Source organism: Flavihumibacter profundi, assembly GCF_020076305.1.
GTDB lineage: Bacteria > Bacteroidota > Bacteroidia > Chitinophagales > Chitinophagaceae > Flavihumibacter > Flavihumibacter profundi.
The window spans coordinates 356,002-371,170 of record NZ_JAIQXE010000002.1; the positions used below are offsets into that span (position 1 = coordinate 356,002).

The 15,169-nt window shown below is 43.9% G+C and carries 12 protein-coding genes; 3 read left to right on the forward strand and 9 right to left on the reverse strand.

Features of this window, described 5'->3' with window-relative positions:
* Positions 1-12: 12 nt before the first annotated feature.
* From LAQ65_RS11245 to LAQ65_RS11265, 5 genes are all read right to left on the reverse strand, one after another.
* Positions 13-1,137 carry an efflux RND transporter periplasmic adaptor subunit gene (locus tag LAQ65_RS11245; protein ID WP_224117064.1) on the reverse strand — a complete coding sequence of 375 codons (1,125 nt, stop codon included), beginning with the start codon at positions 1,135-1,137 and terminating at the stop codon, positions 13-15.
* Positions 1,112-4,267, reverse strand: a complete 3,156-nt coding sequence (locus LAQ65_RS11250) for an efflux RND transporter permease subunit (protein WP_224117065.1) — start codon at positions 4,265-4,267, stop codon at positions 1,112-1,114. The genes LAQ65_RS11245 and LAQ65_RS11250 overlap by 26 nt, the downstream gene beginning before the upstream one ends.
* Positions 4,268-4,271: 4 nt before the next feature.
* Positions 4,272-5,627 carry a TolC family protein gene (locus LAQ65_RS11255; protein ID WP_224117066.1) on the reverse strand — a complete coding sequence of 452 codons (1,356 nt, stop codon included), beginning with the start codon at positions 5,625-5,627 and terminating at the stop codon, positions 4,272-4,274.
* Between the two features lie 61 nt (positions 5,628-5,688).
* Positions 5,689-6,960, reverse strand: coding sequence for a sensor histidine kinase (locus tag LAQ65_RS11260; protein WP_224117067.1), 1,272 nt, complete (start codon positions 6,958-6,960; stop codon positions 5,689-5,691).
* A complete protein-coding gene (locus LAQ65_RS11265; RefSeq protein WP_224117068.1) occupies positions 6,957-7,631 on the reverse strand; it encodes a response regulator transcription factor in 675 nt (224 codons plus the stop codon). The genes LAQ65_RS11260 and LAQ65_RS11265 overlap by 4 nt, the downstream gene beginning before the upstream one ends.
* A gap of 216 nt (positions 7,632-7,847) precedes the next feature.
* Here LAQ65_RS11265 and LAQ65_RS11270 point away from each other — a divergent pair, with 216 nt between their 5' ends.
* Positions 7,848-8,198: a co-chaperone GroES gene (locus tag LAQ65_RS11270; protein ID WP_394369722.1), complete on the forward strand. Its 351-nt coding sequence runs from the start codon at positions 7,848-7,850 to the stop codon at positions 8,196-8,198.
* Positions 8,199-8,391: 193 nt separating this feature from the next.
* Positions 8,392-8,688: a hypothetical protein gene (locus LAQ65_RS11275; protein ID WP_224117069.1), complete on the forward strand. Its 297-nt coding sequence runs from the start codon at positions 8,392-8,394 to the stop codon at positions 8,686-8,688.
* A 27-nt stretch (positions 8,689-8,715) separates the two neighbouring features.
* Here the strand turns inward: LAQ65_RS11275 and LAQ65_RS11280 are convergent, their stop codons facing one another.
* From LAQ65_RS11280 to LAQ65_RS11295, 4 genes are all read right to left on the reverse strand, one after another.
* A complete protein-coding gene (locus LAQ65_RS11280; protein WP_224117070.1) occupies positions 8,716-9,573 on the reverse strand; it encodes a metallophosphoesterase family protein in 858 nt (285 codons plus the stop codon).
* A 317-nt stretch (positions 9,574-9,890) separates the two neighbouring features.
* Positions 9,891-10,379 (reverse strand): peptide-methionine (S)-S-oxide reductase MsrA, encoded by a 489-nt coding sequence (msrA, locus tag LAQ65_RS11285; protein ID WP_224117071.1) that lies wholly within the window; start codon positions 10,377-10,379, stop codon positions 9,891-9,893.
* Positions 10,380-10,464: 85 nt separating this feature from the next.
* Positions 10,465-12,654: a DUF2309 domain-containing protein gene (locus LAQ65_RS11290; RefSeq protein WP_224117072.1), complete on the reverse strand. Its 2,190-nt coding sequence runs from the start codon at positions 12,652-12,654 to the stop codon at positions 10,465-10,467.
* 32 nt (positions 12,655-12,686) lie between these two features.
* Complete coding sequence (locus LAQ65_RS11295; protein WP_224117073.1) at positions 12,687-14,033, reverse strand: proton-conducting transporter transmembrane domain-containing protein; 1,347 nt, start codon at positions 14,031-14,033, stop codon at positions 12,687-12,689.
* Between the two features lie 91 nt (positions 14,034-14,124).
* Here LAQ65_RS11295 and LAQ65_RS11300 point away from each other — a divergent pair, with 91 nt between their 5' ends.
* On the forward strand, positions 14,125-14,976 hold the full coding sequence (locus LAQ65_RS11300; RefSeq protein WP_224117074.1) for a LysR substrate-binding domain-containing protein: 852 nt from the start codon (positions 14,125-14,127) through the stop codon (positions 14,974-14,976).
* Positions 14,977-15,169 lie beyond the last annotated feature (193 nt).

The window sequence follows — 15,169 nt, forward strand, 5'->3', positions numbered from 1 at the left end:
TAAAAATATTATTCAATTCCTGGTTATTTTAATTACCAGTTTCGTATCTGCCTTCAGTTCCTCATTCGCTTTCATTACCAAAGTATCACCTTCGTTTAAAGCACCGAAAATTTCTATTTTATCGGCCAGGTTAATTCCCTGTCCTACATCCACCCAGCTGGTTGTATTATCCCGGACCTTTATTACAAACTTTTTTTCCAATGTTGTTACCAGGGCTGAATAAGGTACGAAAAATGATTTTCCTTCCCGCTGGATATTTAATTTGCAATCAGCAAACATACCCGGCTTCAGGGTGCGATCAGTATTACTGATCATAAACTCCCATATTTCACTTCTTGTATTTATATCCAGGCTACCGGATTTCCGGTAGAGTTTCCCTTCATACTTTTTCCCTGGAATTGCCTTAATGGTGAATAGTACTTTTTCATCTTTAACTTTAGTGCCTGTGAGCGCTTCGGGAATGCTGATCCTTAACCTCAGGACTGAATTATCTTCTATTTCAAATAAAGGCATTTCTCCCGGCTTGCCAACATATGCACCTGCATCAACATTTCTTTTAGTCACTGTTCCGGCAAACGGGGCTCTTAAGGTTAAATATCCTGCTGTTTCCTGCACAGCATTTAATTCAGACTGGGCGGCCTGTAATAAAGCGGCATCTGATGCTACCTGGTTCTTTGCTCTTTCCAGGTCTGTTGGGGCAATTACACCATCATACTTTGCTGCTTCTGACAGCCTTTTATATACATCATTGCTGTTAACCCATTTTGACCGCACCGATTCCAGCCTTTGTTTACTTTCAGCAATTTTAGACTGCATTTCCGGCGCATCCAGCAATGCGATTACCTGCCCCTGTTTTACAGGCGAACCAATATCAACAAATATCTTTTTTACATAGCCGCTAACTTTGCCATAGACCAGTACTTTTTCGTTGGGCAATAGTTCCCCGGGGAGGGAAAACGTTTTATCCAATGCCGCAGTTTGTAAAAGAAAAGCGGCTACTGAATCAGCTTTCGGACTTGCAGCATCTTTTGACGGTTGCCTGCCTGGCTGGTTACAGGCTGCAGCACAGGTAATTGTTAGTATGGCCAATATTGTATTTAATCCTTTCATCTTAGTTGTCATTAATTTGTTTGTCATAAAACTTGCTTGATACATCATCGGGGTCAAGTGAAACATTGCCGTATATCTTCTTTTGTATTACCGCATTATAAACAAGTGGCAAAATAAAAACTGTGGTCAGGAGGGAAAACAGTAATCCGCCAATTACTGCAATTCCTAATGGTGCTGTTTGTTCTGCACCTTCACCAAAACCAATAGCCATTGGTATCATACCGGCAATCATGGCAAGGCTGGTCATCAGTATGGGCCTTAATCTTTCTTTTGCAGCAGTTGCCCCGATATTTACTGATTGGTTATTCAACTTCCTTATCGTTTCAGCCTTTGTGATTAACAGGATGGCATTTGCCACAGCAACACCTATCCCCATTATACAACCCATGAACGACTGTATGTTTAATGTTTTCCCGGCAAGGAATAATAGCAGGAAGGAACCAGCTACTACTGCAGGAATAGTGGATAATACAGTGAACGATAATCTGAATGACTGAAAGTTGGCTGCAAGCAACAGGAAGATAACGGCAATGGCTAATAGCAGGCCGGTGGATAATTCTGATGCTGTTTGGTTTAATATTTCTGATTGTCCCCGTATATAAACTTTTACACCTTGTGGCAGTGAATCTAATTGACCGATCAAATTTTGTACATCCTTAACTGCAGTGCCTAAATCTTTTTTATGAAGGTTTGCCGAAATGGTTATAAAGCGTTGCTGGTTCAGCCTGTCGTATTCACCAACGGTGTTGGTTTTTTTCCAGGTGGCAACATCCCTCAGGAATATATTTTTATTTGCTGCCGATACCGGGATCTGGTCAAGGTCTTCGGATGATTTCATTTGGTACTCAGGTAACTCTACCTGCACCTGGTAAGCATTTCCGGCATTTTTATCCAGCCAGTAGTTCAATTGGGTATTCCTGCTTGATGACGTGGCTTCAGAAACTGAGCGGCTTATTTCCTCAACTGTCAACCCCAGTTGTCCGGCCCGTACCCGGTCATAATCTACCTGTATAGACGGGTAATCCAATGGCAATGTATATTGTACATCCCGCATATACGGCAAAGACGCTATTTGCTTTTTTAGTTTATCCCCAATTTCCCTGCTTTGCTTCAGGTTTTTTCCCTGTACTACCACTTCAATGGGATTATTAGTACCCTGGCTCATTACCTGTTCCACCAGGTCGGCAGGTTCGAAAGAAACCATCATCGCGGGAATCTCTTTTTTAATTGCGGCTCTTAATTGTTCTTTAAAATCATCCAGCTTTATATGGCTGTTATTTGAAAACCTGACTTTCAAAATGGCTTCATGAGGCCCGCCTGTCCATGTAAATATAGAATTGATGGCATAAGTTGCAGGTTGGAGTCCCACATATGCGGAAGTAATATCAACCTTATCTTTACCAGCTTCTTTTTCAATAATTCCTAAAACCTTCTTCGTGTTATCTTCTGTTCGCTCAATCCTGGTGCCAACAGGCATCCGCAACCTGACCTGTACCTGGCCGGCATTTATTTTCGGAAATATCTCTTGCCCCAGGTAATGATAATTGGCCCATAACAATATTCCGCAGGTCAATAAATATATTCCAATTACCCATCCTCCGGCTTTTGATATTTTATTTTGAAAACTGGTATACCGGTTTGTTAACCGGGTAAACCAACCTGTTTCCTTAAAATGTGTTTCTTCTTTTAAAAGCCAGTTTGAAATTACCGGGACAACAGTTTGGGAAATGAGAAATGAGGAAATCATGGCAAAGCCAACGGATAAAGACAATGGCATGAACATCGCTCTTGGTATTCCTGCCATAAATAAAGCCGGAAAAAATACTGAAAGGATGCTAAGCAGGATTAATAATTTGGGAAGGGCAATTTCCAATGTGGCATCGGCTATGGCTCTTGCCCTGGATTTGCCTTCTTCCAGGTGGCGGTGAATATTTTCAACAGTTACCGTGGCTTCATCAACCAGTATCCCTATCGCTAATGCCAAACCGCCTAATGTCATCAGGTTGATTGTTTGGCCGGCCAGGTAAAGGCATACTACTGCTGATAACAAGGCAAGGGGAATTGTTATCACCACTATAATGGCACTCCGCCTGTCTGCCAAAAACAACAAAACCATTAACCCGGTTAACAGGGCGCCCAGGCCGCCTTCAAACAATAAGCTTTTCAGGGAATTGACCACATACATTGACTGGTCGAATTCGTAAGATACCTTAATGTCATCGGGAATAGCTGCCTGCATATCGGGCAATGCCTTTTTTATATTTTGTACCACATCCCAGGTAGAGGCATCCGCTCTTTTGGTAACCGGTATATAAATGGATCGTTTTCCGTTTACCAGGGCATAACCTGACGTAATATCTGCGCCGTTTTCTACAGCTGCAACATCGCGAACATAAACAGCAGTGCCCGTTTTTGCCTGCAGGGGAATACTTTCAAATTCCTTGATATTATCAATAACTGAATTTTGCGGAGTAATCAATGCCTGGTCGCCTATACGTAAATTACCTGCCGGTGAAACGGTATTTCCTTTTGCGATAGTTGCTGCGAGTTCATCTGGTGTTACACCATAACTGCGCAGCCGTTCCGGATCAGCACGTATAATTATTGTCCGCTGGTTGCCGCCCAATGGGGGCGGTGCTGATACGCCTTGCAGGGCGGAAAACATGGGCCTTACTTTAAAAAGGGCCAGGTCCTGGATTTCATTTAATGATTTTGTACTGCTTGTAAATACCAGCTGGCCTACAGGTACACTTCCATCATCATACCGCATGATAAATGGCGGCAATGTTCCCGGTGGCATAAATGAACGGGCACGGCTGGCATAGGAACCAACTTCCGCCATTGCATTGGCCATATCTGTTCCTTCATGGAATTGCAGTTTAATTAAAGTAACCCCTTGCACGGATTTGCTTTCTACATATTTTATTCCGGTTACATAGAGAAAGTGATACTCATAGTAGGAAGCAATAAACCCTTCCATTTGCTGGGGCGATAATCCGCCATAGGTCTGTGCCACATAAATAACCGGCGTGCCTAATTTCGGGAAAATGTCTACCGGCATTTTGCGTACAGCCAGCAACGAAAAAAATATGACCCCTATCACTACGACCATTACAGTGATGGGTTTTCTTAAGGCTGATATGATGAGTTTCTTCATAAGCTTACTTAACCTGGTTTATAAACAAATTCAGGTCGCCATAAACTGCAGCCTTGTACAATAAGGCTTTCCACAGCTCTGCCTGCGACTTTACCAGTTCAATCCTTGCTTTTAACAATCCGGATTGCGTTTGCAATAATTCGGTGTAATTAACCAGGCCGGTTGTATACCTGGTCTGCATGGCATTAAATGCATATTCTGCCCCATGAACCTGTACAGGTGTTTCCCGGACAATAGACACCGCATTTGAAAATGTTGTTTCAGAGAGTTTGCGTTGTTCTTTCAATTCCAGCGATACCTGGTTTAATTTTTCCTGTTCAGATTTTATCAGCAGATCCTGCTGCCTTAATTGGGTATTTACCAGTGCATGGTTTAACAAGGGAACGGCTATTTGCACCCCTGCACCATAGTTAAAACGGTTCAGGGCGAAACCATCTAATGTTTTGACGGTTCCGTTATAGTTCACCCCCGAACCTCTTGCATAGGTTGTTCCCCAAAACGATAAATGAGGCGCCGTTAATTTGCTGATGCTGCTTCGTTGTATTTTATATTCTTCTACACTAAGCCTGGCCGTCTTGCGCGCAGGATGTTCACTGGTATCAATGGTTGTTCCCTGTGGCAAACTGCTGTAAAACGCACTATCCTTGCTTACAATTATGGAATCACTGGCCACCGACTGCTGCAAGGATGACAGTGCGCCATTAAATAAGTTCTTTATTTTAAGCCACTCAATCCGGGTGCGGGAAAGTTCTGCCAGGATTAATGCAGTATCAACCCCTGGCCTTAATCCCGTTACCGCCAGTACCTTCACCTGCCGCAACTGGTTTTCAGAGATCCGGATATTGTCTTCATATAACTTTAGCAATTGCTGGAAATAAACCGCATCTATATACTGGCTGCTCACTTTTACCTTATGCGTAAATATCTCCTCCTCATTTTTAGATTGTACTGTCTGTGAAGCAGCTTCCGCAAGATTTATTTTTGACTTTCGTTCACCAAATGCCCCTGGTTGCCATTGGAATAACAGGCTTGCCGCAGAACCTGTAACCGGACTATAATCATTTTCCGATGAAGGCGGTCCACTGATAGGAAGTACATACTGCGGATAGAACATTCCGCTGGTATTATTATGCGTTGCCAGGTTTGCCTGGTAAGCAGCATCTAATTGCGGATTATTGGCTTGCCGCTGCAATTTGATATTTGCTTTGGATGCCTCCAGTTCGTACCGGCTTGCTTTTAACCTGGGGTAGTTGGTTTCTGCCAGTTTTAATATTTCGCTTAATGACAGATGAACAGTGTCCTGTGCCTTTAGTTGCGACCCAAAAAGGATAGATCCGGCTAATAAGAATATGCATCTCATCCGCATTGGTTTATTTTAATGAAAACAAATCTAGCGGGAGATTTAGGAGAAATTTTGTAGGCTACCGAAGGTTAAAAGCTACAGTAACCCGATGAATCCCATTTTCATATTCATATAACAGTCCCATTTCATACAATTGTGTAACCTGTTTCACCAGGGCAAGGCCTAATCCGGTCGTTTTTGAATCGGCATTTCCCTTCCTGAACCGCTCAAACAATTGTTCCGGCCTTTCGGCAATCTCTTTGCCGGTATTCTCAATGGATAAAAGGGTTTGGTCAAGATGAACCTTTATATAACCGCCCGGCAAATTGTGCACCACCGCATTTTTGACCAGGTTGCCAATAAGGATTTCTGCTAAAGCAGGGTTGGCCATTATATAAACCCCGGGGAGAATAGACCTGGTAAGGGATGGGAACGCTTCATAATGCTCCTGGTAATTATTCAGTATGTTTTCCAGCAATTCAGAAACATTTATTTTATGCTTTTCCGGGAACTGGTTATTGTCAATTTTTGCCAGCAGCAACAAGCTCTTGTTCATCTGGCTTAATCGTTCACTGGCTTCTGTAATTTCTCCAAGTAATGCAGCCGATTTTTCAGTTAACCCCGATTCATTGATCAGTAAATCAAGTTTCGACCGGATGATAGCCAACGGGGTTTGTATTTCGTGGGAAGCATTTTCAACAAAATTCTTTTGGTTACTGTATGCTTTGTTCACTTTTTCCACCAGGTAAGTAAGTTCACTATTCAGTTGGTTAAATTCGGCAATGCCTGTTTGCTGTTCTAACTGGATGGATTGATTTCGCACAACATCATATTCGCCTGCTTTTTTCAAAGTGCTATAGAAAGGCCTCCATAATAAACGGGAACTTTTCCGGTTGATGACGACAATAGCCAGTAACAGGAATACAAAAACCAGTGCTTCTGTGGCAAATACTTTTATGGTAAGGTGTGAAAATTCATTGGAGGAAACATAGGTGGTTAGCTGGTATGTTTTGCCATTCAAAACATATTGCCGGGTGAGTTCCCTGAAATTTATTTTTCCCCCTTTATCGGTATATGTCATGCTTGTATCCCTGGACTTATCAAGCAATTCTTTTGGGAGGACAGTTCCTTCATCAAGGCTATATTCACCTCTTATATGTGTTGCCATAGAAGCCGGCTGTGCCGTAAACGCATTAAAAACATTTAACTGTTTAAGCTCCAGTAGTTTTTCCTGCGTATGGTTGGCGTGCATATTTAGCATCACAAAAAACAACACTGAACCCAGCAGTAATACTACGGGTAACCATAACAGCAGGTATCGGGTATTTTTTTGTTCTAAGGTTTTGCTCATACTGATAATTTATAACCCAATCCATACACTGTTTGCAACAAATCTTCACAGCCCCTTTCCTTGAGTTTTCTTTTCAGGTTTTTAATATGGGAATATACAAAGTCGAATGAAGCCAGGTTATCAGTCTGTTCACCGTATATATGTTCTGCAATAGCTTGCCTGCTTACCACCCTGTTTTTATTGGTTAGCAGGAACAGTAACAACTCATACTCATTTTTTGTGAGAAGGAGGGTTTGCCCGGAATAAGTAACTGTCTTTAGAAGCAGGTCGAGTTTTAATTTGCCGAATTCAATAACACTTGAACCTGAAGCATATTTTCTCCTGATCAGGGCTTTTACCCTGGAATATAATTCTGACAAATGGAATGGTTTTGTGAGGTAGTCATCAGCGCCAAGGTCAAGGCCGGCTATTTTGTCATCGAGGGAGTTTCTTGCTGAAATAATTATAACACCTTCATTTTTTTTATGAACCCTTAAGTATTCCAGAAGCTGCAAGCCGCTGCCTCCGGGAAGGTTTATATCCAGTATTATACAATCATATTGAAAGTCTGCCGCCTTTTTGATTCCTTCTTCAAAAGTGCTGGCAGCTTCACAGCGAAAGTCCTCCTGCGTAAAATAGTCAATGATACTTTTCAGCAGGCTGGCTTCATCTTCAATCACCAATAGTTTCATTCGCCCAATTTCGTACTAAACTAGAATGATATTTTGGAGAAAGTTTGTGCATTCCCCGGAGCGGAATTTCCTGCCTGTCAAAATTTCAACGAGGGTGAAACTTTTAAAGTGTCATTTTTTCAAGAAAAATGACAGGTTTAGCCTCCTCGCTTTTAAAAATACCTGCTGGCATATAACTTGATATTGTCTTTTTAAATCATTCAAAATCATATAATTATGACAAACAATGTAAAAATCACCCCACTTCATGACAGGGTTATTGTTAAACCCGGCCCTATAGAGGAAAAAACGGCAGGCGGCATTATTATCCCCGATACAGCAAAGGAAAAGCCGCAACGCGGTATTGTATTGGCAGCGGGTCCGGGCACAAAAGATGAGCCAACGCTAGTGAAAACCGGCGACACTGTTTTATATGGAAAATACGCGGGCACCGAAATTCAAATTGACGGTGAATCCCTGCTGATCATGCGGGAGTCCGATTTGCTCGCTGTAACGGAACAGCCAATTGAACAAGCTGCACAAATGGATCCTGCAGTTTCAACAGGCATGACTGGTATTGAAGATTAATAGTACACTCATTGCTTACTATAAAGAAAGGAGGCCATTATGAAACGGACTATCAAATTTCTTAATCGTAGTATACTAACGCCATTAAAGAAATTGGCGGATACAATCGCGGGGATATTCCGTAATGATAATGATGACAACCAGTTTAATCATCCATTTATTATTTATTGAAAACGGCGGTTAAATTATTTGCATGGAAACCACTTTCTATATCTTGTTGCATGTGAATACGCCGGGGCATTTGCAAACCTTCGGTAAGTTTTACATCGGGAATGATAAGGAATTTGCCCATGCATTATTTAGCAGGCTGAAAGGAAATTCAGATATAGACGGGAATGGTATTTTATATGCGGAACTGATGGAAACGCATAATGACCTTCCCGTCAACATACAAATATTGTCTTGCACCCTGGGCGAGCTTGCAGAAAATTGCCGGATAATTACAAAAGAGGTTTTTAAACTCTGGAACCTCGGGGAAAGCTTACCCTGATAGTCTTAAGTCGGCGATTATGAAATATTACCTGCTCATCTCCTGAACTAATGCTCCCAGCTTATCACTGTTCATTTGCTTACCCAGCCCGGCATTCATCTGGTAGGTAAGGATTGTCCCGTCTTTCATTACTTCCACGATCCGGTAACCGCTATAGGGTAATCCCCATGAGCCGCCTACATGCGCATCAAACACATAATGGATGCCATCTTTCGTTCTTACTTCATCGATATCATGGTCATGGCCATGAAAGACCGCTTTGATATTGCTATGCCTGTTAAAGAGGGCAGTAATATCCGGGCACTCAATGCCTCCACCGGACCACTTGTATGGCGTGATGTGCATAAACACAAAGAGGTGCTTGCTTTTCTTATGCGCTTTTAGCATGTCCCTGGTCTTCTCCAGGTCCGGGCAAATATATTCACCTTGCGGTGATGCCGTATTCAATACCAGGAAACTGCAGTTCTTCTTTTTAAAGCTGTAATGCCATTCGTTCCCAAATACATCCTTCCAGCCCTGCTCGCTGATTTTATCATGATTACCGTGGGATACCTGGTATGGCATCGCCAGTTCATCCCATTTCTTTTTTACCGGCAACAGGAAGCCGGGATCATCATGAAACAGGTCGCCGTTGACAAAGGTGAAGTCAATCCCCCTGCCGGAATGTTCCCGGTTAAGGGCCTGGATAACCAGGTCATGCATCTGGTCAAACTGCGTTTGCGGCTGGCCGTAATGGCCATCTGAAACAACTGCAAACCGCAGGGAGACCTGGTCTTCCGGAGGCAAGGTGAACAATGATCCAGCCCAGGGCACCAGTTTATTGCCAATTCCGAGCAGGATGGCAGATTTCAGCGAGTATTCCAGGAAGTCCCTTCTGTTTAACATGGGAAATACTTTCGTTGATTAGCATTCCAACAAGATCGTTTTCACCGGTTTAAGATATACCAAAATTTTATTCCGGGGCAACCTGACCCCAAAGGGTACCCTTAATTTTCATATAAGGTTCTCATCCGTCAAGAACCCATTTGCCTTTTAGCATCGATATTAAATTTGGCATATTGCAGCTGCCTGTAAGTATTGTGGGGTAAGCCATCTTCGGGTGAAGGGCATGGAATTGCCCCTGATGGATATGCGCTTTTTGGTAATAGCACCATCTTTAAATTTACTGCCAGCGATAAACCTCCCAATGGTTTAGATTATTGCTACAAAGTCCAGTTAGGCCGAACCCAGTGGCAGGTATAGCCATCAGGATGTTTGCGAAGATAGTCCTGGTGTTCTTCCTCGGCATCCCAGAAATCGCCGGCCGGAACGAGTTCGGTAACTATTGGACCCGGCCATTTTCCGGAGGCGTTCATGGCGCTAATAAGGTCTCTGGCAGTTTGAAGCTGTTCCGGGCTGTTGTAAAAAATGGCCGAACGATAAGAACTGCCAAGGTCATTGCCCTGCCGGTTTTTAGTGGTAGGATCATGAATCTGGAAAAAGAATTCCAGCAATTTTTTATAGGATAGAATAGTTGGATCAAAATCAATGGCAATAGCTTCGGCATGGTTTCCATGGTTGCGGTAAGTTGCCTTTTTTACTTCTCCGCCAGTATAGCCAACAACTGTATGCATAACACCTGGCATGTCGCGGATCAGTTCTTCCATACCCCAAAAACAACCGCCTGCCAGGATCGCTTTTTCTGTAGCCATATTAGTTTTATTTGATGGCAATATAACATGAATAAAAGCGGATTGTTCAGCCAGCGTTGCCACCAACTTAACCGGCCGCCGGTTATTAAGCCTTGAACCATTGCAAATCCCTCTGGAGGATATAAGGCTCGTGGGTTTCCGGATCGATACAAGCCAGGGTTACCCAGCCATTACCAAATAGTTTTTGCAATATATTTTGCGCTGATATAATAGCATCAATCCTTTTGAGCGGCGCATAGACCACTGTTAAGAGCCTAAGTGCCTCGTGGTAAGGCTCACGATCATTCATGTAAACAGATTGAAGCGGTAAGCCATGCATCAGGTCACTGGCATTCCCTTGCATGATGCCGATTTTGCCAGTGATATTTTTCGTGATCTTACTGCCCGAACCAAAAGCAGTATTGTCGAGTGTTGAAAATAAATACTGACTATTGATCCATTGTGCTACGACCATTGGCGCCGTCAGGATCGAGGTCAGCGAACTGCCATCATTGTCCTGTTTCCAGTCATAGGAATGGAGGAACGATCGTCCACCCAGGTTTATTTGCTTTGTAAGTGTCCTTGGCCCGACAATAAAACAGGCATTCCTCGCAAGGCCCCATTCAGGACGCACTTGTGCCCAGTCCCTTGCGCGGGTGGCGGTATGTTTTTTTGCTTTTTGTTCATCCAGTTCTAATCCAAGTTCAGCCGAGCGCCATTGGCTATTTTGCAGGCGCGCCTTTTGCAAATCAGTTGTAAGGGCTTCAATATAAGGCATTACCTCCCCAGGGACTTCTGCGGTGTACAGCGCTACTTCATCTGTAGTGGTATTGTGTTCGGCGGCAATAAAGTGTGTTAAAGTTGGGATATGTATACCTTGTTGCTTAAGGTGCAGGCGGACGGCCACATTATTGAGTATGGCTGCAAGGATTCTTGCATTTGGCGCGCCGTGTCTTCCGCCGCAGGCGCCGCAATCCAGTGCCGTTGCATAAGCATTATTCTGGGTTTGGCTACCGTGGCCACAAAGCACAACCAATGGTGCAAAGTGACTGGTTAAGCCCATCATCCGAAGGGCATTTACAGCATAGTTGCATTGCTGTTCATAGGAAATGGAATCGAGATTTGGTTTCCAGTCATGTGAATGCGGGACAGATAAACGCTTACCGGGCCACAAGCTGCGCTTCAACATAGAAAGGCCACTGGCCAATCCGAGGGCCTCAGCCAGTGCAAAAGGTGTAGTGAAGTTGTATTTCAAAGATTGGTAGAGCTTCTGAAATGACTGCCATTTCCGGTGTTCCTTTTTAAGTGAATCGCGGTTACATAGTGGATATTCTGTTACATGGTGTGCAGGCTGTAACAAAACCGGGCAGGAACTGTGACTTTCACCGGTAATGTCATTTTCAATGCTGACTGGTACGCCGAAGAATCCTGCAAAACCAAAGGTCTCATATCGTCCCTGGGCTTCAATCGCGCGGCGGAAAGGTTCAGAACGAACATCAATGCAGAAGACCAGCTGAGCATCTGGTTCTTCCGATTGCTGAAGGGATTGTGTGGTTAATTTTTGCAGTAATGATTGGCGATACAACCGCTCTGCTTTATGCATATTGCTGACCAGGGATTTTGTACCGGCTTTTTTAAGGGCTTGCTCATGCCAGCCTAAAAGCTCTTTTGCTGAAGGCCAGAGCAAACAGGTTAGCAGCAGCCGCAAGGCTAAGTAATCGGCTTTTTGAACCGGGTAATTGTGTTTTAGGTCTGCCCCTGATGCCCAGCTTGTACGATATTGTATATGTGCTGCCCAACCCGGTAATGTGGTTAACAGGAGGGATAGGAACTTTTCCTGTTGCTCACCAGTTATTTCAAGAAAGTTCAGGCAATCCGGAATAACCTCCAGGGGGTCTTCAGGTAAATGATTAAGCCAGGTGAGTATCTTGTTGTCTTTTGGCCAGAGCCTGTTGTCATATGGTAACAGGTGGCGTACGGCCTGAAACAATCCATTCTGTCGCATCGGCATTCCAATAACCGCCTGGCCCTCGTCGAAAAAAGCCTGTAACCATTTGATGGTTTCCCGGTTCACGGATTGCATGGGAAGGGGAAGGTCTGCTTCCTGGAAATAGGCTTTACCCTTAGTAAGCGCCTCTTCAAAAGGCAGGTCCTCAAAACCTGCTAAAGGATTAACCGCGATCAGGTTTTTAAGCGGCCAGAACGGGGCAATTTTTGACCAGCTCTGTTCAATGGCTATGTCAATTTTCTTTTTTCTCTTGTGAATCAAAATCGGTTCTTGAAGTAGTTCTACCATATTTTGGTGTTTTAATTTTTTGCGTAAGCTCATTAGTTCTGGTAATGATTGCGATGTGTCGTAATAGTCTTTTCATGTGGTTGGCTGGCATTAAGCATCCTGACATAAGTCCAGGATTCCAGGTCTGATTGCTGCGCTGGCTGGGCTCCATGCCGGCGAAACAAAACTGCCATCCAGCAGAAAACCAGGACGCCGAGTCCAATGAAATGTATGCTGTTCAGTTCCTGTGCTTGCATGATGTTTAATGGTTTCACCAAGACTTCTATACAAAAAACGCTAAGTCCATATAGCGTACCCACCAGGGTTGTTGAGAAAAATGCGATCGTAATCCGCTTCCAGGTTAATGGCTGAAGTATGGAGAGGGCAAATTGTGTGGAAGCAACACAGGCTATAGCAACCAGGAAGAAATTAGTGTCTGCAACAAATATGGATTTATGGCTGCTCACTGCAAAAGCGTAAGCTCCGGCAAATCCACAAAGCAAAGCCACTGCGAAGTCGCTAAGGGTAGGAGGATAACCCAGGTCAAGCCTTTTTTCCTGGGCTGCTGAACCGGAAGCCTGGAAAAGATAGGCCTTAAAAAGTCCGTGCCAGCACAAGTGGGCAATCGCTGCAGGAAATAGTCCCAACCCACACTGCATGATCATGAACCCCATCTGGCCCATGGTGGAACAGGCCAGCATTCGTTTAATGTCGTTTTGCATGAGTTTCCAAAATGTTCCCAGGAAAGCGCTGACCAATCCGAATGCAAAAACGATGGTCAATAGCTTTGGGGTTTCAAGGTAAAGGGGTGCAAATCTTGCGAGTAAAAATCCACCGCCATTCACCAGCCCTGCATGCATTATGGCAGAGACGGGTGTAGGGGAATTCAGCGAGCTGATCAGCCAGCGGTGAAAGGGCCACAGCCCCGATTGGGTCATAGCCCCGGCAAACAACAATCCAAGTGCTATGGTTAAAATTGTCGGATCATATGTTGCGTGGATCAACTGCTGGATGGAGGTTTCATTAGTTTGAAAGTATAGAAGGCCTAAAGCTGCACCGATCAGTACCCAGCCAACTGCAAAGTTTTTTACGGCCAGCCAGCCAGACGCACGGGCCGCCCGCCAGTTCGGCTTGTGCACCATCAGCCTGGCCAGCAGCAGGTCGCTGCATCCCCAGGCTACCAGGAACAGCACTATATGATCGGCCGTCACCATAATAAAAACAGAGGCGATAAGGGCAGTTAAGGTCAGGAAGAATTTGCGGTACCTGCTATCACCTTTAAGGTAACGGCTGGAAAAAGCCATCAGCGAGAGGCCAACAATGCCAACCAGCAATAGCATAACAAAAGCAAGGGCGTCTACGTGGAAGTATAACTGGATATTATTCAGGAGCTGAACCATAAGTATTATTGTTATTCGGACACAAAACTATTAGCTTTATTTATATTAGCAATACGAATAATTCTTATATTTGTAATTAGAAAAACTAATAATGAGCTTTGATGCATTAACCCTGGAATGCTTTGTTGCCGTAGCTGAAAGCGGCAGTTTTACCCGCGCCGCGGAAAGGGTAAGCCGTACCCAGTCTGCTATCAGCCAGCAAATAGCAAAGCTTGAAATGCAGATCGGTAAGACCTTGTTGATCAGGGGCAAACATTTTACCCTGACACCTGATGGAGAGATTTTTTTGGGATATGCAAGGCAGATCGTGAAGTTGCAACGGGAAGCCATTGACCGGTTTAAAGAACCGGAACTGGAGGGTGAAGTGCGGTTTGGCCTTCCTGAAGACTTTGCCAGTGTGTTTTTATCAGATGTTTTGACTGCCTATGCAAAACTCCATCCGCGGATATTGTTGAATATCGAATGTAATTTGACACTTAATCTTTTTGATCGTTTCAGGAATAAGGAATTTGATTTAGTGCTGGTGAAGATGAGTAAGCCGGGTGATTTCCCTAATGGTATAGATGTATGGTCTGAAACACTCGAATGGGTTGGCAATGCCGAACATTTTTCGCAAGGCGGTAATAGCCACATCCCATTAGTGTTGTCGCCCCAGCCCTGCGTATATCGGTCACGTGCAATTAAATCACTGGAAAAGACAAAAAGAAAATGGCGGATTGTATTTTCAAGTCATAGCTATGCAGGAACTATTGCTGCAGTGAAGGCGGGATTGGGGGTTACTGTTTTGCCAAGGAATATGGTGCCGGAAGACCTGGAGATCATCAGGCACCAAAAAGGCATGCCTAAACTGGACGATACCCATATTTCGCTGCTTAAGCACAATAATAATAACCTGGCTGTAAACTCATTTGAGAAATTTGTGATTGAACATTTAAGGCCCTGATAAAAATCCAGGTGCTTGTATATTATAGGCCCTGGCTTTTGCTTTTGCCATATCACTCACTTCAAATAAAATAGATACGGTGTTGGAATCATTGAGGTCGCGGGCTATACCCCGATCGATCAATCCATTGTCGTCGCCTGGCGCTTTGTTTTAGTAACACGCCTTGCCTTATTCTTTAGTCTTTATATGTATG